24 protein-coding genes are annotated in these 26,471 nt (G+C 52.5%); 9 read left to right on the top strand and 15 right to left on the bottom strand.

Annotated elements, in window-relative coordinates; all coding sequences use genetic code 11:
• The first annotated feature begins 49 nt into the window (after nt 1–49).
• A complete protein-coding gene (locus tag RB297_RS29350; RefSeq protein ID WP_096776439.1) occupies nt 50–1,015 on the top strand; it encodes an alpha/beta hydrolase in 966 nt (321 codons plus the stop codon).
• Between the two features lie 141 nt (nt 1,016–1,156).
• Here RB297_RS29350 and RB297_RS29355 read toward each other — a convergent pair whose 3' ends face one another.
• The 3 genes from RB297_RS29355 to recQ all read right to left on the bottom strand — a co-directional run bounded on the left by RB297_RS29355 (nt 1,157) and on the right by recQ (nt 5,309).
• Complete coding sequence (locus tag RB297_RS29355; RefSeq protein ID WP_015737159.1) at nt 1,157–1,333, bottom strand: hypothetical protein; 177 nt, start codon at nt 1,331–1,333, stop codon at nt 1,157–1,159.
• 215 nt (nt 1,334–1,548) lie between these two features.
• Nucleotides 1,549–3,321, bottom strand: a complete 1,773-nt coding sequence (locus RB297_RS29360) for a B12-binding domain-containing radical SAM protein (protein ID WP_192570740.1) — start codon at nt 3,319–3,321, stop codon at nt 1,549–1,551.
• A gap of 104 nt (nt 3,322–3,425) precedes the next feature.
• On the bottom strand, nt 3,426–5,309 hold the full coding sequence (gene recQ / locus RB297_RS29365; protein WP_375122016.1) for a DNA helicase RecQ: 1,884 nt from the start codon (nt 5,307–5,309) through the stop codon (nt 3,426–3,428).
• A 188-nt stretch (nt 5,310–5,497) separates the two neighbouring features.
• Here recQ and RB297_RS29370 point away from each other — a divergent pair, with 188 nt between their 5' ends.
• From RB297_RS29370 to RB297_RS29390, 5 genes are all read left to right on the top strand, one after another.
• Nucleotides 5,498–6,283: an AraC family transcriptional regulator gene (locus tag RB297_RS29370; protein WP_015737161.1), complete on the top strand. Its 786-nt coding sequence runs from the start codon at nt 5,498–5,500 to the stop codon at nt 6,281–6,283.
• An 88-nt stretch (nt 6,284–6,371) separates the two neighbouring features.
• A complete protein-coding gene (locus RB297_RS29375; protein ID WP_375122017.1) occupies nt 6,372–6,830 on the top strand; it encodes an SRPBCC family protein in 459 nt (152 codons plus the stop codon).
• A gap of 30 nt (nt 6,831–6,860) precedes the next feature.
• Complete coding sequence (locus tag RB297_RS29380; RefSeq protein WP_090909045.1) at nt 6,861–7,223, top strand: VOC family protein; 363 nt, start codon at nt 6,861–6,863, stop codon at nt 7,221–7,223.
• Nucleotides 7,224–7,539: 316 nt separating this feature from the next.
• Entirely contained in the window at nt 7,540–8,355 is an 816-nt protein-coding gene (gene speD, locus RB297_RS29385; protein ID WP_009589344.1) for an adenosylmethionine decarboxylase, read from the top strand.
• Nucleotides 8,356–8,682: 327 nt separating this feature from the next.
• The gene (locus RB297_RS29390; RefSeq protein ID WP_375122018.1) at nt 8,683–11,259 is read left to right on the top strand and encodes a rhamnogalacturonan lyase; all 2,577 of its coding nucleotides are present in this window, start codon (nt 8,683–8,685) and stop codon (nt 11,257–11,259) included.
• Nucleotides 11,260–11,348: 89 nt separating this feature from the next.
• On the opposite strand, the gene RB297_RS29395 is transcribed toward RB297_RS29390, so the two are convergent.
• Nucleotides 11,349–12,155, bottom strand: a complete 807-nt coding sequence (locus RB297_RS29395; protein ID WP_096776444.1) for an MBL fold metallo-hydrolase — start codon at nt 12,153–12,155, stop codon at nt 11,349–11,351.
• A gap of 23 nt (nt 12,156–12,178) precedes the next feature.
• Nucleotides 12,179–12,784: an ArsR/SmtB family transcription factor gene (locus RB297_RS29400; protein ID WP_096776701.1), complete on the bottom strand. Its 606-nt coding sequence runs from the start codon at nt 12,782–12,784 to the stop codon at nt 12,179–12,181.
• A 206-nt stretch (nt 12,785–12,990) separates the two neighbouring features.
• On the opposite strand from RB297_RS29400, the gene RB297_RS29405 reads away from it, so the two are divergent.
• Nucleotides 12,991–13,506, top strand: coding sequence for a hypothetical protein (locus tag RB297_RS29405; protein WP_375122019.1), 516 nt, complete (start codon nt 12,991–12,993; stop codon nt 13,504–13,506).
• A 99-nt stretch (nt 13,507–13,605) separates the two neighbouring features.
• On the opposite strand, the gene RB297_RS29410 is transcribed toward RB297_RS29405, so the two are convergent.
• The 7 genes from RB297_RS29410 to RB297_RS29440 form a co-directional block, all read right to left on the bottom strand.
• Nucleotides 13,606–14,460 (bottom strand): VOC family protein, encoded by an 855-nt coding sequence (locus RB297_RS29410; protein ID WP_213579639.1) that lies wholly within the window; start codon nt 14,458–14,460, stop codon nt 13,606–13,608.
• A 229-nt stretch (nt 14,461–14,689) separates the two neighbouring features.
• Nucleotides 14,690–15,133, bottom strand: a complete 444-nt coding sequence (locus tag RB297_RS29415; protein ID WP_375122020.1) for an Rrf2 family transcriptional regulator — start codon at nt 15,131–15,133, stop codon at nt 14,690–14,692.
• A gap of 222 nt (nt 15,134–15,355) precedes the next feature.
• A complete protein-coding gene (locus RB297_RS29420; protein ID WP_009589346.1) occupies nt 15,356–15,520 on the bottom strand; it encodes a hypothetical protein in 165 nt (54 codons plus the stop codon).
• A gap of 111 nt (nt 15,521–15,631) precedes the next feature.
• Nucleotides 15,632–16,555 (bottom strand): AEC family transporter, encoded by a 924-nt coding sequence (locus RB297_RS29425; protein ID WP_213579640.1) that lies wholly within the window; start codon nt 16,553–16,555, stop codon nt 15,632–15,634.
• Nucleotides 16,556–16,665: 110 nt separating this feature from the next.
• Nucleotides 16,666–19,815 (bottom strand): ATP-binding protein, encoded by a 3,150-nt coding sequence (locus RB297_RS29430; protein WP_375122021.1) that lies wholly within the window; start codon nt 19,813–19,815, stop codon nt 16,666–16,668.
• Between the two features lie 135 nt (nt 19,816–19,950).
• Nucleotides 19,951–20,442 carry a hypothetical protein gene (locus RB297_RS29435; protein ID WP_015737173.1) on the bottom strand — a complete coding sequence of 164 codons (492 nt, stop codon included), beginning with the start codon at nt 20,440–20,442 and terminating at the stop codon, nt 19,951–19,953.
• A gap of 174 nt (nt 20,443–20,616) precedes the next feature.
• On the bottom strand, nt 20,617–21,774 hold the full coding sequence (locus RB297_RS29440) for a response regulator (protein ID WP_036662794.1): 1,158 nt from the start codon (nt 21,772–21,774) through the stop codon (nt 20,617–20,619).
• 186 nt (nt 21,775–21,960) lie between these two features.
• Here RB297_RS29440 and RB297_RS29445 point away from each other — a divergent pair, with 186 nt between their 5' ends.
• Nucleotides 21,961–22,305, top strand: coding sequence for a hypothetical protein (locus tag RB297_RS29445; RefSeq protein ID WP_213579642.1), 345 nt, complete (start codon nt 21,961–21,963; stop codon nt 22,303–22,305).
• 60 nt (nt 22,306–22,365) lie between these two features.
• On the opposite strand, the gene RB297_RS29450 is transcribed toward RB297_RS29445, so the two are convergent.
• Together RB297_RS29450 and RB297_RS29455 are read right to left on the bottom strand one after the other, a co-directional pair.
• A complete protein-coding gene (locus RB297_RS29450) occupies nt 22,366–22,842 on the bottom strand; it encodes a GNAT family N-acetyltransferase (RefSeq protein ID WP_096776451.1) in 477 nt (158 codons plus the stop codon).
• A gap of 150 nt (nt 22,843–22,992) precedes the next feature.
• A complete protein-coding gene (locus tag RB297_RS29455; protein ID WP_009589361.1) occupies nt 22,993–23,493 on the bottom strand; it encodes a GNAT family N-acetyltransferase in 501 nt (166 codons plus the stop codon).
• Between the two features lie 184 nt (nt 23,494–23,677).
• On the opposite strand from RB297_RS29455, the gene RB297_RS29460 reads away from it, so the two are divergent.
• Nucleotides 23,678–24,766 (top strand): M24 family metallopeptidase, encoded by a 1,089-nt coding sequence (locus RB297_RS29460; protein ID WP_096776452.1) that lies wholly within the window; start codon nt 23,678–23,680, stop codon nt 24,764–24,766.
• A 132-nt stretch (nt 24,767–24,898) separates the two neighbouring features.
• Here the strand turns inward: RB297_RS29460 and RB297_RS29465 are convergent, their stop codons facing one another.
• On the bottom strand, nt 24,899–26,293 hold the full coding sequence (locus RB297_RS29465) for an L-cystine transporter (RefSeq protein WP_096776453.1): 1,395 nt from the start codon (nt 26,291–26,293) through the stop codon (nt 24,899–24,901).
• Between the last annotated feature and the right edge of the window lie 178 nt (nt 26,294–26,471).

Genomic DNA, 26,471 nt, shown 5'->3' on the forward strand with positions numbered 1-26,471 from the left:
TATAAATAAATGATATAAACCATTCGTTCTTGCGGAGGTGCCAGCCCTAATGATGCAAACCGACACGTTTACGATGCTGAATACGCAGGGTATGCATGTTTTTGTATATGAATGGCTGCCCGGCCCGGATGATCCCATTCGTGCCATTGTGCAAATCGCGCATGGCATGTGCGAAACCGGCAAGCGCTACGAGGAGCTTGCCGAATTGCTCACGGAGCACGGCTATGCCGTATACTGCAACGACCATCGAGGCCATGGGCTAACGGCCGGGCTTACGCATCTCGGCGATGCCGGGGAAGACGGCTTTGAAGGAATGATTGAAGACCAGCTTCTTCTTGCTTCCGAGCTCAAGAAGCGCCATACGAGCGTTCCGCATTATTTGATGGGGCACAGCATGGGATCCTTTTTGACGCAAAAAATCATCTGTTCGGACGGTGAATTATTCGACGGATTCATCCTGTCAGGCACCAACGGTCCCCAGGGACTACTGACGTTCGGCATGAGCTTGGCGGCCGCGCAAATGCGCCTGCAAGGAAACACGCACCGGAGCCTGATGCTGAACGCCCTGGTGTTCGGTCCTTACAACAAAGGATTCGGTCCTATTCGCACGCCGTTCGATTGGCTATCCCGGGATGAAGCCGAAGTGGATAAGTATATCAACGACCCATACTGCGGCAAGGTGTGCACCGCCCGCTTCTTTCGCGATTTCTTCAAGCTGCTGTCACAGATCCACCAGCCTCAATTGATGAAATGTCTTCCGAAGGATAAGCCTGTCTATATTTTCTCGGGCGAGGATGATCCGGTCGGACACCGCGGCAAAGGCGTGCGGCGGTTGATCGAATTGTATCGGAAGCATGGCGTCCAGGACCTCGAATACCGTTTGTATCCGGGCGGCCGCCACGAAATGCTGCACGAGACCAACCGTGCCGAAGTGGCAGCCGATGTGCTCGACTGGCTCGAACGGCACACATCCGGCTCGGACAACGTACCGCAAGAATCGATACGAGTGATGTAACAAAGCGTGATGCCAAGACACATAAAAGGGATGCCCCGGGTTTTTGAAATCCAGGGCATCCCTTTTATTATGCTGCTAAGCAGTTCGTTAGTGTTTACAGAACCTTTGAAATTGGCAGCGTTAAGGCTCAATCGAAGCACCTTACTCATCATCGCTCGGCGTGCGATCGATGATCAATTGCGTGACCTGGGTGTACTCTCCTTGCGCTACCTCGTCCTCGGTAGCCTCTTCGCGCAGATCGTCATTGGTTTCCATGCCCGGTGCGATGGTCGGCTCGTCAGACGAAAGCTGTTCTTGCCCCTTCCGATTGTCGTTCATAACATCCCCTCCTCATCGGTTGATGCCAATTAGAATACCGATGCCAGGGCTGTTTTATTCCTGAAACGCCTTTAGATAGGGCTCGTTATGATCGCAAAAGGGTCGCTAAAGAGCGGGGCCGCCGGTTCCTGGCAGCGGAAATTAAGCAATTACGCCAAAACAACCAGTCCGTGTCACAACCAATCTGGGAAAAGGCTTGTCCCTCGTTTCCCCCATTATGCCTGCGTCGCCAACTCCAAAGGCATCGTGTAGTACTGGGGCTGCCCTGTTTCGTTCTGCTGGTACAATACCAGCAGCATCGTTGCGCGTACCGCATGGTCCGGATAGCCCGTACCACCTTGAATGGCATCGTCGAGGTTGAATGGCAGCACCTCGATCATCGCATGCTTCTGAAGATCACGCTCCGTGATCCCAAGATCGGCGAAATCGGCGGATAGTGCCGCGGGGTCTTCCACGATTTTACGAACATTGGCGTTCCACTGCGCTTTGTCTTGGGCATGATCCCACCATATTTTGCGCGGCTTGTATTTATGGCCCAGGAAATAATCAAACTTCATCAGACCGGAGACCACGTTCATGTTCGGCGTGTTCCGAAACTCCAGGAAGGCCGTTAACCGCGTAAACAGGTCCTCGAGCTGATGGCCGATTTTTTGCCAGCCCTGTCCTTCCCAGTAGTCGCCAAATTCTTGGAAGAAATCAAACGGCGACGTAAACTCATGCTTCATCAAATAATTGAGGGTGTGGTCCATTCGGTGTGCATTCCAATACTTCTCCAGCACATCCTCCAGTCTCTTCAAACGGACGATATCCGAGAACGGAAGCACGTCGCTGCCAAGGATCTCATACGGAGCATGGTCCATGTAGGTGTAGTTATACTTGTCCGCATCGATCCGCAGCCCGGTTCCCCGCAGCATCTTCAGGAAGCCTAACTGCAGCTCCTCCGGTCCAAGGGCAAACACGTCGTTAAACGTTTTGCGGAACGTATTGTAATCCTCCTCCGGAAGCCCTGCGATCAAATCCAAATGCTGGTCGATCTTGCGGCTCTCCTTGATCATCGTCACCGTGCGTGACAGCTTGGTGAAATTCTGGCGGCGCTTCACCAGCTCGTTGGTCGGATCATTCGTGGACTGCACGCCGATTTCAAACCGGAAAATGCCGGGAGGCGCATGGTTCGCCAAATATTCCAGCACCTCGGGACGCATGATATCCGCCGTAATCTCAAACTGGAACACGCAGCCGCCATGATTTTCAATCAGGAACTCAAACATTTCAAGCGCGTAATCGCGCTTAATATTAAAGGTGCGGTCTACGAACTTGATCAATTTCGCTCCGTTCTCGATCAGGTAGAGGATATCCGCCTTGGTCCGTTCAATATCGTAGTAGCGAACTCCCACCTCAATGCTCGACAGGCAGAACTGGCAGCTGAAGGGACAGCCCCGGCTGGTCTCAAAATAGACGACCCGCTTCCCGAGATGCGGGATATCCTCCGGAAAACGATGCGGGGAAGGCAGCTCGGCCAGGATGCTTTTCGGTCTTCCCGGGTTCACGATAATTTCGTCCTGCTTGCGGTATGCCACGCCATACACGAAATGGAATTTCCTGTCCCCTTCGATCGTTTGCAGCAAGTGATGGAAGGTCTCCTCGCCTTCGCCCATGACGATAAAGTCGACATTGTGCAGCCGTTTCATCCAATACTCCGTATCGTAGGATACTTCAGGTCCACCCAGTATGATCGTGACCTCCGGCATAATCTTCTTCACGATATCGATCACTTTAATCGTTTCTTCAATATTCCATATATAACAGGAGAATCCGATCACATCCGGCTTGCGCTGGAACAGGTCGGAGACGATATTCATCACGGGGTCCTTAATCGTGTACTCCGTCAATTCGATATCGAAATCCTTCTCGCTGTATGCCTTCAGGCAGCGAATGGCCAAGGAGGTGTGAATGTACTTGGCATTCAAGGTTGATAGTATGACTTTCATGGTAGGGTCCACTTTCTTTCTACATAATGTTAATTTATTCACCGAACGGTTTATCCTGAGTGATGAAACGGGAAAAAGCCATGATTTCCGCCTGTCATGCAAGACTATTCTTCATAGTCATACAAATCGTCCCCGTTATTCGACGCGCTCTGACCATTCAGGAAGAATTCCAGGAACGGACGGCCGTATTTACGGAATTTCACTTCGCCGACCCCTTTGACATTCAGCATCTCATCCTCGCTCTGCGGGCAAACCACACTCATCTCACGCAATGTCGCGTCATTAAAAATAATATAGGACGGCACATGCTCTTTGCTTGCCAGCTCACGCCGAATCAAACGCAGCTGCTCGAACACCGTCTCGTTGACGGCTGACGGCGAATAATCGCGGCGGCTGCCGCTCCGCTGGCTGCCTGCGGCTTTGGAAGGACGCGGAACGCGCTGCATCACTTCGCGCTGACCTTTTAACACATCGGCCGCCTCGCTTTGCAGTTTCACGACAGGGTATTGGCCTTCCGTCAGCGCCAGGAATCCTTCCGAGATGAGCACATTGATCGTCTCGGATATCTCCTTCTCGGTCCGATTCGACATCACGCCATAGGTTGGAAGCCGGTCAAAGCCGTACTCCAGCACTTTTTTCGCTCGTGAGCCCTTCAGCACGGAGGCGACCATGGACACGCCAAAGCGTTCGCGCATCCGGTGGATGCAGGAGAAGATTTTCTGCGCATCCACCGTGATATCGACAAGCTCCCGGTCATCCGTGCAGGAGCTGCACGTACCGCAAGGCTTATCCTCATGCTCTTCCCCGAAGTAATCCAGCATCGCGCTGCGCAGGCACCTTGTGGTGTAGCAGTAATCGATCATCTGCTGCAGCTTCCGGTAGTCGTTCTGCTTGCGCTCGCCCTCCTGGGGGTTCTGTTCGATCAGAAATTTCTGTGTCATGATATCCTGGGCGCTGAACAGCAGGATGCATTGGCTGGGCTCCCCGTCCCGCCCGGCGCGGCCGGCTTCCTGGACGTAAGACTCCATATTTTTCGGCATATTGTAGTGGATGACGTACCGGACGTTGGATTTATCGATCCCCATGCCGAACGCGTTCGTTGCGACAATGACGCGAATATCGTCATACAGGAAGGCCTCCTGGCTGTCCGCTCGCTCCGCATCGCTCATACCGGCATGATAACGTCCGGCAAGAAGCCCCTTCGCTTGCAGGCGCTGGCATAAATCATCCACCTCTTTGCGAGTGGCGGCATAGATGATGCCCGGCTGGTGGGTATGCGAGGCCGCATAGTCCAGCACGAACTCCCGCTTGTTCTCGCCGCGAAGCACCGACATCTCCAGATTGTCGCGCCCAAGACCCGTCACGAACACCTGCGGCTTCTCCAGTCGAAGCAGACGCTGCATGTCCTCCATAACCTCCGGCGTAGCCGTCGCCGTAAAGGCCGCGACAATCGGGCGGTTCGGCAGCCCTTTTACGAAAGGAGCGACGGAAAGATAGCTGGTCCGAAAATCATGACCCCACTGGGATACGCAGTGCGCTTCGTCGACAGCAACGATCGAAATGTCGAGGCCTGCCATCTCCTCACGGAACCAGTCCAGCTCAAGCCGTTCCGGGGCGACATATAACAGCTTCAAGTCACCGCGCTTGGCCGCGCGTATGCGCTCGTTCACTTCCTTGCCGCTGAGCGTGCTGTTGATATATGCCGCCGCCACGCCCGCCGTCGTAAGTGCATCCACCTGATCCTTCATCAGGGAGATCAGAGGCGATACGACCAACGTCAGGCCCGGGCTGAGGAGTGCCGGGATCTGATAACAGATGGATTTGCCCCCGCCCGTCGGCATAATCCCGAGCGTATCCTGGCCGGTTAGCAGGCTCGCGACGATTTTCTTCTGTCCGTCCCGAAAATCGGGATAGCCGTAATATTTTTGCAGGTATTCCCGCGCTGTGTCCATATTCATCGATTCTCTATCATTTGTTTCCACATTCATGGATATAAACTCCTTATTTCACCTTGGTTTTCCGTTTTAGAAAGCCCTCATCCTTTAAGTTTAACGGCCTTTCCATGAATGGGCAACCGAATCGGGGAAGGAAATTGCATTCGACGAGCAGAATTTCATAAATGTGGAAATACGTCTCCTATCATGCAGAGCCATTAAAACGAAGTTGGTGATCCCTAATGAACGATGAACATGCCGAAGCCGTGCGGCAAACCATTCAATATATGAAGGAGCATCTGGACGAGCCGATGACAACCGAGCTGCTCGCCGATCTCGCGGGGTACAGCCCCTACCATTTCTCCAGGATATTCAAACGGGTAACCGGCATTTCCGTCAGGCAGTACCTGTCCGCCCTCCGGGTCGAATCGGGCAAAACCGAGCTCCTTCAAAGCCCCTCCCTGCTTGTGAAAATCGGAATGAACATCGGTTTGGTAAGTCCGGGCACCTTCAACACCCGTTTTAAGCAGCTTGTCGGCCTGTCTCCGAAGAGGTTCCGCTCCACCACCGAGTCCCTTCATCGTTATGTGAATCAATATGAGCATAAGCCGTTAGCCTGGGCAGGGGAAGAATCACAGGCTTTGCCCCGGATTCGCTGCCGGATCGAAGCTCCCGAGGCGTTCCGCGGCATGATTTATGTCGGTCTGTTCCCAAGACCCGTGCCCGATCAGAAGCCCGTAACCGGTACGGCCGTCAACCTCAAGAATCGGACCTGCACCTTAACCGGCATGCCGGCCGGCACGTATTACGTGCTGGCCGCGGGCATCCCCTGGAGCCTCAATCCAAAGGATTATTTTCTGCTGGGCAAATCCCTGCGCGGCAAACTGGAGGAGCCTGTCCATATCGACAGGGGAACCGATCTTGACGTGAAGATTGCCTTACGGGAGCCTCTGCCCCATGACCCGCCGATTGTGGTTAACCTGCCGCTGCTCTTGTTTGAGAAGGATCGGAATAACAGCGCAAGGTAGAAGAATTTTCGATGTACTTGTCCATTTATAATGGAACTGCAAGAAGAGTTGTCTGGAACAATCAGCGCTATATGATGGAGGAATATACATGACCATTATTCAAGAAACCGTGATTCAGGCCGATGTGCAGCTCCTGTGGAGAGCATGGACCGAGTCCGCAAGGATAACCGAGTGGTTTGCGCCGGCTGCGGAAATCGAGCCGAGAGCGGGCGGAAAATTCGAGCTGTATTTTAACCCCGCCGATCGCGAATCGATGTGCACCTCCGGGTGTACCATTTTGCGGTATGACGAGCCACGCGTGCTTGTTTTTGAGTGGAAAGGACCCGATCCCTTCGCGGAAACGATGAATCAAGGCGAGCTGACGGCGGTTAAGGTTGCCTTTTCCCCTGAGGCGGACGGCACGAGAATTACCCTGGAGCATACAGGCTGGAAGGATTCCGAAGCGTCCCGGCAAGCCCGGGAGTGGCATATCGATGCGTGGAAGGGGATGCTGGCCAGCTTGAAATCCAATATCGAATCCGGGAACGGGATTCTGTGCTGCAAGTAAAACAAACCATGAGCGGAGGAGTGCGAGCATATGCCAAACCTATGCGTTCTATCGATCAATGTAAGCGATATACAGCAAGCCAAGCAGTTTTACTGCGACATTCTGGGATTCGAAATCTCGAGGGTTTATGATGATCAGATCGTCAGCTTGAAGCATGAGGGCATGTCCCTCGTTCTGCAGAAATGCGACCGTCCAACGAATACGGAATACCCGCATGAGGCACAGGTGATCATCGGAATCGAGACCCCGGATGTAAACGAAGCCATTGCGAACTACAAATCGAAGGGCGTCGACGTCATCTTCGATACGCCCAAGCCGTGCCCTCCCGGGCTGTACAGCGCCATCCGCGACCCGTTTGGCAATGTGATCGAGCTGCTGGAATTTACGGAGTAATCCATCCGTTCGGCAGCATCAAAGTTCAAGCATATGAAGTGAATCCATATAAACGCCAGAGGGATAAAGCTGCATGCAGCAGGTGTCGTTCTGATAGATAAGGCCAGCCGGAGAAATCCGGTTGGTCTTTTTGGAGTTTGGGAGCCGCCGCTGCTTCCCTCTGGCATTCCTCCGCCTCTGTTAACGTTGAACCCGATCCGGGTAAGAACATAGTAATGCTGCTTCAAAGGCGGAGCATGGGCAGATTAGGAATCGACGGTTTCGGAAATAATAGGTACTCGAACTGATATATTAACTACACAAGGGGAAATTTCATATGGATATGACACCAGAACAACGCGTGACCCTGCATGGGTTCAACAACTTGACGAAATCGCTCAGCTTTAATATGTATGACGTCTGCTATACGAAGACCCGGGAGGAACGGGAAGCGTACCTTGAATATATTGATGAGCAGTACAACGCGGATCGGCTGACAAAAATATTGAGCCATGTGGCCGAAATCATCGGCGCGCATGTCCTGAACATTGCCAAGCAGGATTATATCCCGCAGGGCGCCAGCGTGACGGTGCTAGTCTCCGAGGGCCCCGTCGTGGAGGTGCCGGAGGAATCCTATGACGAATCGCCGGGTCCGCTGCCGGATAACGTGGTGCTCCAGCTCGACAAGAGCCATATTACCGTCCATACGTATCCGGAATTCCATCCGGACGAGGGCATCAGCACCTTCCGGGCCGATATCGACGTGTCGACCTGCGGGGAAATCTCACCGCTCAAAGCCCTGAACTACCTGATCCACTCCTTCGATACGGATATTATGACGATAGACTATAAAATCCGGGGATTCACGAGGGATATTCACGGACACAAGCTGTTTATCGACCATGAGATCAGCTCCATCCAGAACTATATTCCGGACGAAGCCAAGGAGCTGTTCGATATGATCGACGTCAACGTATACCAGGAGAACATCTTTCATACCAAGTGCAAGCTGAAGCAGTTCGACCTGGACAACTATCTGTTCGGTTACACGAAGGATAAGCTGTCCGAGGCCGAACAGCAGGAAATCACCGAACGCATCAAACTGGAGATGGACGAGATTTATTACGGCAAGAACATGGACCGGAGTTACTGAATGGCTTGCTACCCTGCGGCGGCTATTCTTTTCTTGCATGTCCTTCATGCGAGCAAGCAAACAGGCCGGGCTCCCAGGAGCCCGGCCTGTTTGCTGCTTCTATGGCTTCACCCTAGAAATCGACTTTCGGAATTAGAATTCACTCTGTTTTTTAAATCAAATGGCCTGTTTTTTGTATGTTGTCATTCTCCCAGGTTCCATACAATGAAAGTGATTTACTTATTACCCCATTCCAACCAGAAAGGAGGAGCCGCTCCACCATTTGTGAAAGCGCATACGGAATGCTGCGCACCAGCATCCGAACCATAAGGAGAAAGGTGGCTGAACATGAAGCATGGAAGTAAACTCCGCTTGCATCGCAAGCTGTTGGCAGCGGCTCTTACCCTCCCCATGATCATCACGGGGAGCATCGAGTCGTTAGCGGCGCCCTCGCATCAAGCGGCAAGCAGCACGCAGCAAGGTGCCACAAAAACCAGCCGGATTCAGCTGGAGTATTTGGATAGGGGGATCGTATCGGCCTCCACTTCAGAGGGCAACTTTCTGAGCTGGCGATTGCTTGCCGGAGAAGTAACCGGTTATGACGACCAAGGGCTTACCGGTCCGACCTTTCATGTCTATCGGGACGGCAACCTGATTGCCGTCGTCGAGAACAGCACCAATTACCTGGACCGATCGGGCACGTCATCATCCTCCTATTACGTATCTGCCGTCGTGAATGGAAAAGAGGTCGACCAGAGCCTCACCTCCACTCCCTGGTCCTCCCCCTATTACGATCTGAAGCTAAACAAGCCGGATGGCGGAGTCACCCCGGCTGGGGAGCCTTATACTTACTCTGCCAATGACGCCAGCGTCGGCGATGTGGACGGCGATGGGCAGTACGAGCTTTTTGTCAAATGGGACCCTTCCAACTCCAAGGACGTTTCCCAAATCGGGTATACCGGCAACACGTACATTGACTGTTATACACTGGAGGGCATCCTGCTGTACCGGATCGACCTCGGCGTCAACATCCGTTCCGGCGCCCACTATACGCAGTTCATGGTGTATGACTTTGACGGGGACGGCAAAGCGGAAATGATGCTCAAAACGGCACCGGGCACCAAGATTCTTCGCTATGATCCAGCCGGCAACATGATCTCCCAGAGATACATCACGCTGCTGCCCGAGGATAGGAAGGCCGGATATTCCAATCAGGACGATTACCGGCTGAGCAAAACCGGCTACTACGAGCACATGGTAAACCTGTTCATGAACTGGCATCAGCATGAAGAGGTCGTAAGCGGCCGCTGGCCGGCCACGCTCGAAGAAAGCTTCGGCATCGATAAGAAGTACCATTATCCGTTATCCCGTACCGATGCCGAAAGCCTGGTCGATCACTTCATGGACACCTATGCGCCGCAGCGAAGCGCCCGCAACAATCTCCGGGCATTCGAAGGGTTCATCTTGGATGGTCCGGAATATCTCAGCGTATTTGAAGGCGCGTCCGGCAAAGAGCTCGAGACGATCCGGTATAAACCCGGCAGGCATGACGACGGTCTCATGTGGGGCGATTATGCCATGGCCCGGATCGAACCCGGCAATCGCGTGGATCGCTTCCTTGCCGCCGTTGCTTACCTTGACGGGGAACAGCCCTATGCCGTATTCGCCCGCGGTTATTACACCCGATCCACACTCGTATCCTACAAGTGGGATGGCCGGCACTTAAGCGAGCATTGGGCTGTGGACAGCGGCTGGACCCCGATGACCAATCCGTTTAACGACAGTCCGCATGGCCGGGACGGGAGCGATGCCGCATTCGGTACGTTAACGACGCAAGGGGCCCACTCGTTAAGCGCGGCTGACGTCGACGGCGACGGCAAACAGGAAATCGTCTACGGTTCGGCAACGATTGACCATGACGGTACGCTGCTGTACAGCTCCATGGATGTGCTCCCTCCTCAAAGCGCGGATCCGGGAGCGATGGCACGCCTTGGTCATGGGGACGCCATGCACGTCACCGACATCGATCCGGATCGGCCGGGTCTTGAGATCTTCATGGTTCATGAAGGCGGTGCCTACGCCCCTTACGGCTATTCCCTCCGTGATGCGGCAACAGGCGGGCTCCTCTACGGCGGCTATACCGGAAAAGACACCGGACGCGGCATGATCGGCGATATCGATCCCGATCAGCGGGGACTCGAAACATGGGCCGTCGGCACGTGGTCTGCAGATGGAGAACAGCTCTCTACGACCATGCCGGGCACGAACATGAACATCAAATGGTCTGCGGATATGACCACCCAGATCGTGAATGGTAACTTGGATCAGACACCGGTCATCGAAAGCTGGCGCAGCGGGACGCTGCTAACTGCAGAAGGCACGCGCACCAATAACGGGACGAAGGGAAATCCTGCCCTCGTCGCCGATCTCTTCGGGGATTGGAGAGAGGAACTGGTGGTAAGGACCACGGACAGCTCGGCCCTCCGGATTTACCTGAGCACCGAGGTCACCGACCGTAAGCTCTATACGCTCATGCATGATCCGCAGTATCGGGTCGAGGTTGCCAGACAAAATACAACGTATAACCAGCCCTCTTACACCAGCTTTTATTTCGCATCCGATACGGATTTCTCGGAGGTTCCTATCCCCGTTTATCAATCCCCGGGCATGCTGAACGTGCTGAATCAATTGGTGAGCGAGTATGCCCGCGCAGGGGAACTGGCTAACCCGCTGCTGTCCCGGTTGAGCAATGCCTTGAAGCAGGCAGAGCATCACATAAGCAAGGGCTCCAGGGAACAGGCGCTCCAATTTTTAAATACATTCGTTTCTCAGCTGGAGGAGCATAAGAAACCCGGTGCGATATCGGATAGAGCCCGGATGAACTTGTCCTATCAGGCATGGACGCTCATCATCATGTGGAAATAGCTTAATTCCCTAAAAACAATCGCTAGCCTAAAAAGCCGCCTTCCGGATGCCAATTGCTGATCCGGAGGCGGCTTTGCTTCATGACGATATTAGAATTGAACCGAAAATCCGTTGAACCGGTGAATGCCCGTTCCAAATCGGACAAGATCTTTTTCCCGGAGCTCCTGCACGGCTTCTTTTACTAAGTCCAGCCATGCCGGGTCCAGTCCAAGCGTATTATGAGAACCGAAGATCCGATTTACGCCTTCGATATTCGCGATCCGCTCCAGCGAGTTAACGAGATCCCCGGGACTCGTCGTCGGGTAGAAGGCATATACCGGCGTCTCATCATACAGCAAATCGCCAGTGAACAAGTACCCGCGGTTGGGTTCAAATAACGCAATATGTCCGGGCGAATGGCCCGGCGTATGGTAGATGACCAGGCTTCGCCCGCCAAGCTCGATGACGTCCCCATCCCGAAGCAGGCCGGTCGGCTGCCCCCGATAAGGGGTGTACGCTGCCGGATCGAAGGAATCCGGTACGGGTCTCGTAATATCGCGTGATATATCCTTGCGGATTTGCTCAATCGAAAGCTTTTTAATGCCGCTGACCAGCCAATCCTCTTCGGCCTCATGCACATAAATCTCCCCGTACTGCCCGTGACTGCCGATATGATCTGCGTGAACATGCGTGGTCAGTACCATGATAGGCAAATCCGTCAGCTGATCGGTTATCCGCCTCATGTCGTCGATGCCAAGGCCCGTATCGATCAATGCGGCACGCTCGTCCCCTATCAACAGAAACGAATGCACCTTCTCCCAATGCCCGTACTCACTGATGGCAAACGTGCCTTCATCCAGCTGCGATACCGTAAACCACGCATCATCGATCACGATGGTATATTGATTATTGTCCATATGTATGTATCCCCCGTCCAGGATTATCGAATGGTGATATTCTCATGATCATCTTGGAATGCTATCAACGACATATAATAGCTCTTCTCCTCCTCGGAAAGCGAGCTTCTGCCGGATTCGGCACCTTCCATCGTGAAGTGTTTATCCAGAAGCCCCTTGAATTCTTCCACAAAAGCATGGAAGCTTTCCTGCGTTGCACGAAAGCGGTAGGTTCCCGCAAGATTTTTCCTGTGGTGCTCACTCGTACTGTCCAGTGCAAAAGAAGAAGCCGGGGCGGTCTCGATTTTGTCCCGCGTTACATCAAGCGTCTCCATGAATACCTGTCTTGAGGTTTCCACCAAATCCAGGCTTGGCAGCAAATGATCCTCCGGGATGAAGCGGCTTGCAACGGCGCGATAGTATTTCTGCACGATACCGTTCTTCTCTTCCTTCCTGACCACATGGATGATGCCATGCTTCTCCAGCTCCTTGAGATGAAAGTAAATATTGTTCCGCGTGATGCCGAGCATCTCGGCCAGCTGCTGTCCGGTGTAGGCATCCTTCACCAGATTCATCAGCATTTTGGTGCGGAGAGGATCCGCGATCGCTTTGAGCTGCTCATGGGTTTGAATTTTATAGACACCAGTCATTTTCATTTTAACACCTCCATACATTTTACCGGTAAATTAATTTTTACTGTTGATTGGATTTCATCCTACCATGACTTTGATCTATCGGTCAATCCTGACGCAGGTCTCCGGCTTATCAGACGAGCCATTCCCCTTCGCCTGGCGGTTGTGATATAGTATCCACGATCGTCTATTACGACATTATGTTCATCAAAGGATGTGCCTCCATGTTTGACCCGACTATATTCGAAAATCTAAAGGTTGGCATCGAGAATGCGGTTTATGACCTCGACAATCTCGATGAAATCATCCGCGTTTCCGATCGGAAGGACCTTCTGGATATGGCGACCTTGTCCAGAAGTTTTAGCCTCCGGTTCGAGCTGGTTCAGCAATCCGCGGCTTCAGCCGAAATTTGCCTGGAGACCGGGCTGCGGGATTTGGCGGCCGAGATTTTGGAAATTCCGGAAGAGCAGCCGGGCTGCGTGCTGAAGCTCCGCTTTCATAAAAACATTGCCGATCCTGCCTACTCGTGCCCGGTTATCGCGCAGATTGTTAAGGAGATATGGAATCCCGAGCTCCCGCCGGTGCAGACGATACGCTACACCTACGGCGACGATGCGGTCCCCATCCATAACACGATCGAGCTTCGCTTTCCCCGCAAAATCAACGAAGATCAGATGGGAGACATTCCGAATATCACGGAGTTCATGCTCCGTACGCTGGTTGAATTAAACCGGATCTAGCTTGCCTGCTTTCTGTCTAGCTGATCATCCTAACGGTGATGTTTCATTAAAAAAAGCCTGCCGCTAATATAGCGGACAGGCTTCTTCGTTCGTATGATATTAAGCAACAACCAACCGGATCCAGATGTCCGAAGGATCTTGAACGGCCCAGACGCCGTCCCGCTGTTCCAGGTGCAGCCCCGCTTCCCGAATGCGGCCGGTTACCGCCTCAAGCGCCTCATGGCTCGGAAGCTCGATCGTATAATTCTCCATTCCCGCAGCGTTCGGAGGCGTATTCGGTACCCCGAGTCCCGCCCAAACATTGAGCCCGATATGGTGATGGTACCCTCCTGCGGAGATAAACAACGCTGCTCCCCCATAATGGGCGGTCAGCTCAAAACCCAGCACATCGCAATAAAATGCGCGGGCATCCTGCAGGTTGGACACATGGAAATGCACGTGCCCGATGACGGTCCCTTCCGGAAGTCCAAGCCATTCCTTCTCTTTGGAGAGAGCCAGCAGTCCTTCAACATCGACCGGGTCGGTGGCCATCACATATTCCCCTTTGGCATCGCGCTTCCAGGTATCCCGTGGCCGGTCGGCATAAATCTCGATGCCGTTTCCGTCCGGATCATTAATGTACAGCGCTTCGCTGACCAGATGATCGCCTTGGCCGACCGGCATGTTATGGGCGATCAGATTGGCAAGCGCGAGCCCGAGCGATTCCCGATCCGGTACCAGGATCGCAAAGTGGTACAGGCCTGCCGTCCGGGTCTGCGGCCTTGTCAGGTCCGAAACCTCCTCAATGATCAGCAGCGGCTGCTTGCCGTCCGCCGTCAATTCGGCCACCCGGCCATGCTGGCGCAGCATTTTTAATCCAACGACTTCCGTGTAAAAGCGTACCGATTGTGCCAGATTGCTAATCCGAAGAGAGACGGGTCCGAGCTTTGTGGATGGATGTATAATGGCTGTCATATTCTCACTCCTTGAATGTTGTTGTTTGATTTTTTCAAAAAATATATTCAGGTCTGCGACAGGCTTAACTTGTAATCGAAACAGTTACATCTTACTTGTAATCATTATAGTTACAGGACCTTCCCGTTGTCAAACCCAGTAATTAACATATGAACAAAGCCACACCAACCAGGCCCAAAAGAAAACGCCCATCCTGCAAGGATTGAGCGTATCATGTATCATATATCATCTATTCGCTGGATGTTCTGTTAGCAGATGCATGGATTTTCCGGACGATTTGCTCCAAATTCACCTCATGCAGCGTATCCTCCATGGCCTTCTGGGCGGCCGAGAACACCGGAACGATCGCCGTTTGAATATGTTTGCCAACAGGACATTTCGCGTCCGAATTCTCGTGAATACCGAACAGGGAACCTTCCTGCACGACATGAACGGCATGATAAATATCCAGCAGCGTAATCCCGGACGGAGGCTTAGCCAGCTTCGCTCCCGCTACGCCGGGTTTCACCTCGACCAGGCCCGCTTTGCTGAGCATGCCGACAATCCGCCGGATGACCACCGGATTCGTGTTCACACTCTCCGCAATATAATCTGAAGTGCTGACGCCAGCCTTATTCATCTCCAGCACGGAAAGAATATGAATGGCCACTGCAAATCGGCTGCTTATGTTCATGCGATCCCTCCTGACGGTCCAAATCTTCAGATGACTAGCATGTAACCATCATAGTTACATTAGACTCCAAAGTCAACGCTTCCGCCGTGTCCATGGAATGATAGGAAAAACTTGCTCATCCATTACGGCACATTGCGATCCTTCCCTAGCTTCATGAAAAAAAGCCTCCATCCCGCTTGTGGCTAAGGAGAGGCTTTCTCACCGACGTAACCCGGCCTGAACTTAGAACATCGGGAATACGTATTTGATCAGGAAGTACAAGAAACCAAAAAAGATGATCAGATAAGCAACATACTTGATTAACGTAGAAGCTACCCTGCTGGAGTCGTTACGCTCCTCGATATTGCGGGTCTCGATCTCCACGTCTCGGTCACGCGGTCTGCTCATAGTTTCCACCTCCATCCGATTCGGATTCGCAGATGATGGTTATCTCTTGACGCTTACTACTCTTTACACGCTAGTCCAAGAGTTGAACCAATCTTCCGGAGGCGAGAAAACTTAAAGAAAGCCAATCATGGCAGGCAGAACGATAAAAGAAGCCAGCGTAGTCCACAGAATACACCTGGATACAAGCTTGGGCGCGGCATCGTACTCTTCGGCAAGGATGACCGCATTCACGGCTGCAGGCATCGCCGACAGTATCAGAATGACTGCAAACAAGGTACCCTCAATGGATAACATCGCGAGCAATCCCCAAGCCACCAACGGGCCCACCAGCATTCGCATCGCCATGCCCGACCAGAATCCGCGCTTTGAGACGGCGAGCGACGCTCCACCCTCCCGAACCCCAACCATCTGGGCTCCCAGTATGACAAGAGCCAGCGGGGCATAGGCGGCGGACAGCATGGAAACGCCGGTATTCAACCCTTCGGGGAGCTGGAAATCCGTCAACCGGAAGAGCACGGCAAGCGCCGCGGCGTAAACCGAAGGAAGTGTAAATACGGTCTTGATCGCTTTTACGGCCGAAAAATGAGACCGCGCTGCCAAATACACGCCTAATGTATTCATGATGATGATCTGCACGATGACATACACGGAAGCCTTATCCAGCCCTGCCTGCCCGAATGCAAGCAGCACGAGGGGAAGCCCGTAATTCACGCTGTTGGTGAAAATGGTGGTCAAGGCGAGGCCCGATTTCTCCGTCTGGGACAAGCCCAGCATTTTACCTGCAAAGGCGCTGAGCGCCCAGAGGATGATCACGTTCAACAGGCAAAAGGCAACCGTCACCGTCACCTCGTTCGAGGTGATCGAAGCCTTTTCCAGCGTCTCGAAGATCAATGCCGGGCTCAGCACATATAAAGACAGGGCCGAGAGCCCCTTGGTTTCAATTCCTTTAAATCGCTTAAGCAGCGCTCCGCCGATGACGGGCAGCGATATCGGAAGGAATACGCTGTAAATCGTAGCCAAAAAAGAAGAGATCATGAAGTCCACCCTTATACGAAGTAAAATATCATCATCTCTACATCCTAACCTAAACCTGCGGCATTCGTCCAAGATTCAAAGACTATAGGTCTAATAGGCTCAGGCTTTGATTATGCCATCTTCTTGATGACAAATGACACCGTGGTTCCTCTGTCCCTTGAGCTGTCGATCATGAGGCCCTGCCCATAAATCTGCTTCAAACGGCGGTCCGTGTTCATAAGCCCGACTCCCTTGGTGGCGCGATGTCCGCTACCCAGCATCCTTCGGAGCTTCTCGGGATCCATCCCCGCGCCGTCATCCGCGATGATCACCTTGGCTGATTCAGCCTCTCGTACGATGCGGATGGTTACGGTCCCTCCCTGGGTCCGTGCCAATACCCCGTGAACGACCGCATTCTCCACGATGGTCTGCATCGTCAAGGGAGGAAGCTTCCATTGCTGCACGGCAACCTCGTCGGAGATATGCCAACGGACACGCAGCCGTTCCCCGAACCGCTCCCCCTCGATATACAGGTAAGAGCGAACCAAGCCAAGCTCCTGCTCCAACGGTATGAAACGGTCCAGGTTGCTGATATCATAGCTGGCTCTCAGATAATGGCTGAATTCTGCGATGAGCGCAATCATCCGGGAAGGATCCACCTCGCTTAGCGAAGCGATCGAATTTAAGGTGTTGTGCAGGAAATGCGGCTGGATTTGGGCCTGGAGCCAAGCCGCTTCCATATGCAGCCTCTCCTTAATGGACCGCTTCAGCTCCAGCAAGGCGCGTACCCTCGTTTTTAATTCCAGGTGATCCACCGGTTTTATCAAGTAATCGTTAGCTCCCGAGATGAACCCCATATGTATGTCCTCCGGCCGGTTTCTGGCGGTCAGCAGCAGGATGGGAAGCTCCGATAGCATATACCTCTGCCGAATCGTCCTGGACAGTTCATACCCCGACATCTGGGGCATCATCACGTCGGAAATGATAAGATCCCATTCTCCCTGCTCCAACAGCTGAAGAGCTTCCTCGGCGCGGGTAACGGTCACGATCCGATACCCCTCGTCTGCAAGCAAATGATGGATGACCTTCAGGTTAACCGGATCGTCGTCAACGATAAGCAGCCTGCCGTCGTTTGGACGGGCAAGCGCCAAAGCCTCCGATTCGGCGTCATCCTGTTCGTGCATATCTGACATATTCGATTGCGTCTCCTTCTCTTTCTCTGGATTTGAAGCCGGGGAATCCGCGATAAACTCCTGTTTATCCGCGTTCTCCTGCTTCATCATATCGTCCACTTTCAGCGTGAACGTAAAGTCGCTCCCCTGACTCGGAGCGGATGTTACGGAAATATCCCCTCCATGGAGCTCAACCAGCTGCTTGCTGATGCCCAGTCCAAGCCCCAAACCGCCTCCCGAAGCGGCAAAACCGGAATCTCCCTGCTCGTAGGGGAGGAATATTCGGCTTAACGTCTTTTCGTCCATACCGATCCCCGTGTCGCGAACGTGGACATAAGCCCTTCCTTCCATGACCTCGGCAGCCACCGTGATACGCCCCGCCTCCGTATATTTGATGGCGTTGTGAATCAGATTGAACATGATTTGAACCAAACGGCTTTCATCTGCCCATACCTTGGGGCCATCCTCCGCGATCTCGCATACGAGCTCGATTCGCTTGCCTTCCGCCATCGGACGGAGCATGTCCAGCACGCCTTGAACAGCCGAACCGAGGTGAACGCTCTGCACATTCAACCGAACGCGGTTGTCCTTCAATAACGAAACATCCAACAAGTCGTCCAGGAGCAGTGACATCCGTCTGCCGATGCCGGTGATCAGCTCCAGCTGATTGCGACCCTCTTGCTCCAATACGCTCCCTTTGCGTTCCAGCAGCGTTTGCGCCATGTTGATGATGCCGTGCAGCGGATTTCGCAGCTCATGGGACGTATTCGCCAGAAACTCATCCTTCATCTTGTCCGCTCGCTGCAGCTGCTCGGCCTGTTCCCTAAGCATGACGCTGTTTCTGGTAAACCGGATAAACCAGAAGGAAGCAAACCCGAGAAACGCAACGATCAGGTCGATCGGGTAAAAAGGCAGTTCCTTGAAATACCGGAATCTTAAAATTCCGCTTATCATAATGTTGCAGGAAACCGCAACCGCCGACAGCAGGATGATGATCGCATCTTCCGTCCGCTCGCTGACCGCCTTCCTGGCCAGCGAAGGCACGAACAGCACGGCGCTTAACAATACCACCGTCAAATATTTAGAGAGATGGACCATCAGATGAAACGGAAGCAGCAAATAGACTGCGGCATACGAAACCACAAACAACGTGTAAGCCCGGTAAAAGCCCTCCTTGATCCTCGGCTTTAGCAAATGCTTGGTGCACAGAATCAAGCATAAAGATATCGCGACATAAGCAATAACCTTAAGCTTCACCGCCCATTCGAAAGGGATGCCGGGCAGCCACACCAACAGAAGCTTATCATCGTCGCTCAGCGTAGCCAGCAACGTAAACAGAATAAGCCCGGCAAAATAAAAAAGCCCTCTGCTTCGATAGCCGATCAAGTACAAAATAAAAACATAGATGACATGGAGCAATAGCACGATGCACACCAGCAGCTGCATGTTCTCGGAGAAGGCCTTTCCCCTCATCACCGCTTCCGCCGTTCCGAATTGGATCGGCAGCCGGATCCCGCCTGAATCGGAATACTGATAGTTGCTCACTTCCACGATGATATCCAGCTCATCACCGCCAGTCGGGGGGATGAGCTCCATATGGGGGACGATTCTGGCCACGTGGGTCTCTGGCAGATCGGACGGATGTCCTGATTCGTGCAATAATTCCCCGTTTACATACAAACGATAGGCTGTACGGATATCGCTGATCCAGATGCCGTAAGTTTTGTTCCGATCCGGTACGAGCAGCTTGAGGCGGTAAGTCCCGTAGCCGATTTGGTTTCCGTTCTCGTTCACGCCCTCCCATGGCCCCGGAACCTGTATCCAGCGCGGGTCGGCGGCAGCCGGCTCTCCTTGGGACGCTCCATCCGGGCCCTTCCATTGATTCGGATAAAAGGCCCACTCCCCGTTCAGGGCGACCCTGCTCCGGTCATCCGCCGGCCAAGCCCGAAGATCCAGCACGCCTTGCCGGAACGGACGTTCCTCGGGTACCGTAATGGTGTTGAACCAGACCAAGCGCACGGAAAGTAAAATCACGATAAACAGAAAAGTAATCCCCAGCAACCTTCTGCCGGAGACGGGCTTCGATTTGATATTGGAATAGATCGACAATATTAACAGTCCTTTATATAACGTATTGTAAGAATCAATAACACTACATAACTGTCCATTATTTTACATCGTTGCGATGCAATTGTCTGTCCCATTCCCTAAAGTTCACATGAAACCACGGGTTCGTCCGGCCGCCTAAACAATCGAAAGCGTTTTGCCCGAACGCTGAAGAGGCTGATGCGGGCATAATTCGTCAGCGGATACATGCTTCACCGTATAGTAGGAGTAGAATCTTTTTCTCCCGGAAGCTTCATAAATCCACGAAAAAAAGTCGAATATCGAATCATCCACCCATCTTCCGTTATATTCGATTAACGACCGCAAATATGGAATCTGAAGCTTCACGCCTCCATTCCACATGAAGATAAACGTATTAAACTCGGCATTTTTTTGCAGCAAAAAATGAACGGTACGCTCATCCAGCAAAAACTTCTCCTGATCACACAGAAATACCGGTCCCTCGTCCGTAGCAACGATGCCAATCCGCTTGCCGTTGAAGTAAACATAGAAGCCTCGGCAATGCTGGACATCCTTAGTTGCATCCAGCTCGATCTCCCGAAACGTACCAAGCTCCAGCCCCATGGCTTTATGCAGCGAAGATTCCTTAAATTTCCGAATGAATTTCATAACCGAATATTGTACCTCCCGATTCTTATGGTTCACACTCTACAGTATAAGAGGCGGTCCTCTACAATTTCTGAACAGGAACCAACAAGAACAGACCTTCGGTTGACGCATACAAAAAAATCACCGGTCATAGCGGCCGGTGATTCCTATCTTATGATTGCTTGACTAGGTCATTTATTGTATATGGGTGATTTGGATTCCATCGCTCCACTCGTCATACCATTTCTTGATGTAAGGGCTTGGCTCCTCACCCATCTCATCCTCCAGCACTTGACGCAGCAGGCTGAATTGACGGTGTACCTGGGCCGGGTTCCCCTGCAAGCCGTATATTTTCATCAATGAAAAATAGGCCTTCTCTTCCAAGGGATGCAGCCTCTGGATCGAGGCGAAGCACAGTACGGCCTCTTCGAAGCGTTCCTGATCCACATACCATTCCGCCATGGATAACGATACGCTGAGCCACAGCTCCTTCAGTCTTTGACGCTCGCCTTCCGCCCACCAATAATCATATTCCTGCAGGTAATCCCCCGTATATAGCTTCATCATTTCAAGATGGCCGTCTATCGAATCAGCCGATACCGAGGGGTTCGCCATGAACCAGTTCTCCCACTCCTCGATGTCCAGCTGCACGTCTTCCACATTCAGCACATAGCCTTCCGTCGTGTTGGTGATTTGAAATCGGGTATCATAAGGCTCCAATGTTTTTCGGATATGATAAATGGCGGTATACAGCTGGGGATAGGCCTTATCCATGTCGAACTCCGGCCATAGCATATCGATCAGTGCCGACTTGCGCACCAGCTGCCCCCGATGCTGCAGCAAGTAAATGAATATTTCCTGGGCCCGGGTTGTCCGCCAATGAAGCATGGCGAATTGCCCCTGCTCGTTCGGCTGTTCGATCATAACCTGGCGGAACATCGTCATCCGAATTTTACGATTGGGGTTGAGGACCTCTTCCGGTCTGGACGCAATGCGACTTCGCAACCGCTCCATCGTTTTGGCTACTCGATCGATCTGGACCGGTTTGACGATATAATCGACGGCATTCAATTCAAATGCGGTAACTGCATATTCGTGATATCCCGTCACAAATACAATGCAGAGATGGGGCTTCTGCTCCAGCAGCTGCTCCGCCAGCTCGATCCCGTTCAATTCCGGCAAGCTGATATCCAAAAACACGATATCCACGTCCCTTGCAAGAATTTCCTTTCGCCCCTCAAAAGGATTCGTATACGTACCGATTACATCTATAGGCATGGTATCCAGTTTTAACAGCTGACGTTCTAAATACTTCAAGGCCAACGGTTCGTCATCTACGAGAATTACCTTCATTCATATAACTCCTTGGATTGGAAAAATACGGTCCTATGTAAACTATATTGATTCCTGCGCACGGTTGCAACAATCGAAAGCATGTTTATGACAATATTCTCTTATTTTTTCACTTGAAAAACTCATAATTCCAAGTATAATACTTGGTATAAACAGGTTTAAACGTTTGCTAAGGGGGCATTCAACATGGAACATGGCGATACAGAACCGACATCTCTGTCCCTTGATGATTATCTGGATCTTCTCAATTTGGCGATTCGCTTGGAAGATCGGAAGTGGCAAGCAGACATCATTCGTACGCTTCACCACATGCAGGAATCGCTGGGCGAGGAACAAGCGAAGTCGGAGGAATGCACGGAACAGGAGCTGTGGCAATGCGTGGATCAAATCAATGAACGGATGTCTGCCCTGTATCATGAATTGAAAGCAACAGACGATAAAGATATACAGCGGAAGCTGCTGGACCAAATGTGGGAGCTGAAAATTGCCCGGGTTGAGGTTTTTCGAAAAATACGCTCGATTTATCAATAAAGAACAAAGACGATAACTCCTTAGGGGTATCGTCTTTGTTTGTTATGGATGCCCTCTGCGTCAGGATAAACCCAAATGGTAATGCACAAATTCTTCGTCCCGCTTATATCCTGCGGATTCGTACAGGCGTTGAGCGGCCGTGTTGTGAAGCTGCGTCGAGAGGGTCAAGCCTTTGGCCTTGGTCTGAACGGCGTGCGCACGGGCTTGATGAAGCAGCTCCCTTCCAATGCCAAGCCCGCGATATTCGGAATCCACGTACAGATCATTCAGAATCCACAACCTGGACATGGATAGCGACGAGAAGGATGGATATAATTGTAGAAAGCCTGGCGTGGCCAGGGATTCACAGCGGGTGCAGTCCGCTAAATATATGACGGAATCGCCATGGGTCAGCCTTTCCCTGATATATTCCCGGGCCCCGTCCAGATCATCTTCCCGCTCATAAAATTGCCGATACTGATTCAACAGCGCGGCCGCTTTGTCCAGATCCTTCAGCTCTGCTTGATATATGCGAATCTCTGCCTTCACATCCTCCACACCCTTTTCGTCCCTTGTTTTCCCCAAGTGTACTGGATATTGGTTAAGGTTTGGAATGCAGAATACCATGAAGGGTTTGCACGTATCTTCATCTTCTCGCTGCGATGACTTCTCTTATGGACCTAAAATTTATTCTTAACGTATCGGTACTTAGATCGCACGTCCTACAATAACCAGATCCCGCTTGACTCCGTCAAGCTCCGCAACCGCTGGGAGAAGCCCCCACTGGTCGAAGCCGAACTTCTTCAACAGCTTGAGGCTTGGTTCATTATGACCGAATACGAATCCGACGAGATTGCTGACGCGAAGACGCGGGCACTCCTCGATGGCCTTCTGGATCAATAGGCTGCCGGCACCAACGCCGCGATATTTCTCGTTAACGTAGATACTGATTTCAGCTGTCCCGTTATAGGCGGGACGGCCATAGAAGGATTGAAAGCTCATCCACGCAACCAGCCCGTCATCAGATCGCATGACCCAAAGAGGGCGAAAATCGTTGCTATGCTCTTCAAACCAGCGTATGCGGCTCTCCACCGTGACCGGCTCCAGATCGGCCGTTACTTTTCTGCTTGAAATCGTTGAATTGTAAATGTCCACAATGGCCGGCAAATCCTCTTTGACGGCATAATCGATACGGTATGGATGCGTCACGATGTTCTACCTCCGAATAGATGTCTTTATTACGAGATCTATTGTACAAGAGGTAACGGAAAAACGCTTCTATTTTCTCAAGCCGCGATTCATTCACGTGGAAAACTTTACTTACGCGATGGAACGCGATACCCTTACATTAACGGCATGATGAACGTTTTGAGTAAAGAAAGGAATGAACAGGATGAACGAACGACTGCAAAGTTTGCTGTTATCCATGAAGGATCAGGGCTGGGATCATGTCCTGGTGACAGACCCCAAGCATGTTTATTATTTGACCGGCTTTGCGAGCGATCCCCATGAGCGCTTTCTCGGCCTGCTCCTCTCCTCCGCCAATGATCCGGTGCTGATCGTGCCGGCATTGGACGCGAATGCGGCCGAGGCCGCTTCAACCGTGAAGAACATTGTCACGCATCAGGATACCGATAACCCTTACCTTTTGCTTAAGGAACAGATTCAAGGCACCGCCGGAACGCTGGCGCTGGAGAAGGATCAGCTGACCGTCTCCCGCTATGAACAGCTGCGGCAGCATGTGAACGCGGACCGCATCGAAGATGTCGGCCTTGCGCTGCGGGATCTTCGGATTCGAAAGTCTGCCGAGGAAGTGAAGATCATCAAGAATGCGGTGAGGCTGGTCGAAGAAGTTCTGACGCAAGGCCTGGCCCGGGTAAAAATCGGCGTCAGCGAGCTGGAGCTTGTCGCGGAACTGGAATACTTGATGAAAAAGCTTGGCGCGGACGCGCCCTCCTTCGCCACGATGGTATTATCCGGCCCCAACACCGCCCTGCCTCATGGCGTTCCGGGTGCGCGCCGAATCGAAGCAGGGGATCTGCTCATGTTCGATTTGGGAGTATACGCCGGCGGTTATGCGTCGGATATTACCCGTACCTTTGCGGTAGGCGATCTGAAGCCGGAAGCCGTTAACATCTATGAGACGGTTCTTGCTGCGAATCTGGCCGGGATTCAGGCCGTCAAACCCGGCGTGACCTATGGCTCGATCGACCAAGCGGCACGCAATGTGATTGACGGCGCAGGTTACGGCCATGCCTTCGTACATCGCCTGGGTCACGGGCTTGGCATGGATGTCCACGAATATCCGTCCGTTCACGGGTTGAATCAGGACATATTGCAGCCTGGGGCGGTCTTCACCATCGAGCCCGGCATTTACCTGCAAGGCGTCGGCGGCGTTCGAATCGAGGACGATGTCATCGTGACCGGCGATGGCGTCGAGGTGCTGACCTCCTTCCCGAAAGAACTGACCGTCATCGGATAAATCATGTTCAGCATGAAAAAAAGCCCGAATCACCGTTTCGCTTACGGTATTCGGGCTTTCTCTATTCACGCAGAAGAGCCAACCTTGAAGGCAGAAACACTCCCTGCAAGATGGCTCCCCTGGATGCGTTCATTATGCCTGAACCATATCCAGTTCAATGTTGTCGTCGTTATACACGTCTTTATCCACTTCATTCATGACTTTCCCGGTAATCACGCCGGCCGTCATGGAGTCATTCACGTTCAGTGCCGTCCGTCCCATATCGATCAGCGGCTCGACGGAAATCAACAGGCCTGCCAAGGCAACCGGCAGGTTCATCGTGGAGAGAACGATGAGCGATGCGAAGGTAGCTCCGCCTCCGACACCCGCCACGCCGAAGGAACTGATCATAACGACCACGATCAAGGTCAGGATGAACGACCACGACGTCGGATCCACGCCGGCCGTCGGGGCAATCATGACGGCCAGCATGGCAGGATAAATGCCCGCGCAGCCGTTCTGCCCGATCGTGGCGCCAAACGATGCCGAAAGGTTCGCGATGCCTTCCGAGACGCCCAGCTTTTTGTTCTGGGTCTGCACGTTAAGCGGGATCGTAGCCGCGCTGGAACGCGACGTAAAGGCAAAGGTCAGCGTCGGGAATACCTTCTTGACGTACTTGAACGGATTGAACCCGAATATCGCCAGCAGCACCAGATGGATAATGAACATGGCGATCAAGGCCACGTATGAAGCCAGAACGAAATCGATCAGATTCATGATCACCGCAAGATCGGTCGTGGCGATCGTTTTGGCCATCAGCGCCAGAATCCCGTAAGGCGTCAGACGAAGCACCAGCGTCACGATACGCATGACCACGCCGTATACGGCGGAGATCATGTTGCGGAAGGTCTCCGCCTGCTCCTTGTTTTTACGGTCCAACCCGAGCACGGCGATCCCGATGAATGCCGAGAATATGACGACCGCAATCGTCGAAGTTCTTCGTGCTCCCGTCATGTCGGCAAACGGATTGCTCGGAATGAAATCCAGAATCTGCTGCGGCAGCGTACGACCCTCGACATCCCCGAGCCGTTCTTGCAGCAGCGCGCCCTGCTGCTCCTCGGCAGCGCCGCCCTGAATATTGACGGCGGACAAATCGAACGCCAGCGCTGTCGTAATTCCGACAGCGGCGGCTACCGCCGTCGTCAGAAGCAGCACCGTAATGATCATTCCGCTCATTTTGCCCAGGTTTTTTCCGCCCTTCAGCTTCATGATGGCCGATATGATCGACACCATGATCAGCGGAATGACCATCATCTGCAGCAGTCTCACGTAACCGTAGCCAACCAGATTAAACCAATCGGTGGATTTCACCACCACATCGGAGGTCGAAGTGTAGATGAGCTGCAGTGCCACTCCGAACAACACACCCAGTCCAAGTCCGGCAAACACGCGTTTGGTAAACGAGTAATGCTTTCTCTGCATCCAGTACAAAATACCGACCAGCAGAATCAGAACAAGGACATTGATGATAACCCAAAGCGTTTCCATCCTAATGATTCCTCCCATTCTATAAATAAGGATATACTGCGTCATCCTCATGTCATAAGTGCGCTAGTATGTATTCATATCCATTTCATAGCCCACTCTAAACATATCATTACCCGTTTGAGAAAATTCCTGTCAAAAACGTTATTTTTCTGTTGACGTGAATTATGTCGACTATGTT

The organism is Paenibacillus sp. CR_12, from assembly GCF_041953985.1.
In the GTDB taxonomy this organism is placed as follows: domain Bacteria; phylum Bacillota; class Bacilli; order Paenibacillales; family Paenibacillaceae; genus Paenibacillus_AQ; species Paenibacillus_AQ lautus_A.

Coding starts and splice junctions, on each gene's coding strand:
- RB297_RS29420 (WP_009589346.1), bottom strand. CDS start 15,520: ATGAGCAGACCGCGTGACCGAGACGTGGAGATCGAGACCCGCAATATC.
- RB297_RS29465 (WP_096776453.1), bottom strand. CDS start 26,293: ATGGAAACGCTTTGGGTTATCATCAATGTCCTTGTTCTGATTCTGCTG.
- RB297_RS29380 (WP_090909045.1), top strand. CDS start 6,861: ATGCCAAACCTATGCGTTCTATCGATCAATGTAAGCGATATACAGCAA.
- RB297_RS29370 (WP_015737161.1), top strand. CDS start 5,498: ATGAACGATGAACATGCCGAAGCCGTGCGGCAAACCATTCAATATATG.
- RB297_RS29445 (WP_213579642.1), top strand. CDS start 21,961: ATGGAACATGGCGATACAGAACCGACATCTCTGTCCCTTGATGATTAT.
- RB297_RS29390 (WP_375122018.1), top strand. CDS start 8,683: ATGAAGCATGGAAGTAAACTCCGCTTGCATCGCAAGCTGTTGGCAGCG.
- RB297_RS29410 (WP_213579639.1), bottom strand. CDS start 14,460: ATGACAGCCATTATACATCCATCCACAAAGCTCGGACCCGTCTCTCTT.
- RB297_RS29405 (WP_375122019.1), top strand. CDS start 12,991: ATGTTTGACCCGACTATATTCGAAAATCTAAAGGTTGGCATCGAGAAT.
- RB297_RS29395 (WP_096776444.1), bottom strand. CDS start 12,155: ATGGACAATAATCAATATACCATCGTGATCGATGATGCGTGGTTTACG.
- RB297_RS29415 (WP_375122020.1), bottom strand. CDS start 15,133: ATGAACATAAGCAGCCGATTTGCAGTGGCCATTCATATTCTTTCCGTG.
- RB297_RS29435 (WP_015737173.1), bottom strand. CDS start 20,442: ATGAAATTCATTCGGAAATTTAAGGAATCTTCGCTGCATAAAGCCATG.
- RB297_RS29460 (WP_096776452.1), top strand. CDS start 23,678: ATGAACGAACGACTGCAAAGTTTGCTGTTATCCATGAAGGATCAGGGC.
- RB297_RS29425 (WP_213579640.1), bottom strand. CDS start 16,555: ATGATCTCTTCTTTTTTGGCTACGATTTACAGCGTATTCCTTCCGATA.
- RB297_RS29350 (WP_096776439.1), top strand. CDS start 50: ATGATGCAAACCGACACGTTTACGATGCTGAATACGCAGGGTATGCAT.
- RB297_RS29375 (WP_375122017.1), top strand. CDS start 6,372: ATGACCATTATTCAAGAAACCGTGATTCAGGCCGATGTGCAGCTCCTG.
- RB297_RS29355 (WP_015737159.1), bottom strand. CDS start 1,333: ATGAACGACAATCGGAAGGGGCAAGAACAGCTTTCGTCTGACGAGCCG.
- speD (WP_009589344.1), top strand. CDS start 7,540: ATGGATATGACACCAGAACAACGCGTGACCCTGCATGGGTTCAACAAC.
- RB297_RS29440 (WP_036662794.1), bottom strand. CDS start 21,774: ATGAAGGTAATTCTCGTAGATGACGAACCGTTGGCCTTGAAGTATTTA.
- RB297_RS29360 (WP_192570740.1), bottom strand. CDS start 3,321: ATGAAAGTCATACTATCAACCTTGAATGCCAAGTACATTCACACCTCC.
- RB297_RS29400 (WP_096776701.1), bottom strand. CDS start 12,784: ATGACTGGTGTCTATAAAATTCAAACCCATGAGCAGCTCAAAGCGATC.
- recQ (WP_375122016.1), bottom strand. CDS start 5,309: ATGAATGTGGAAACAAATGATAGAGAATCGATGAATATGGACACAGCG.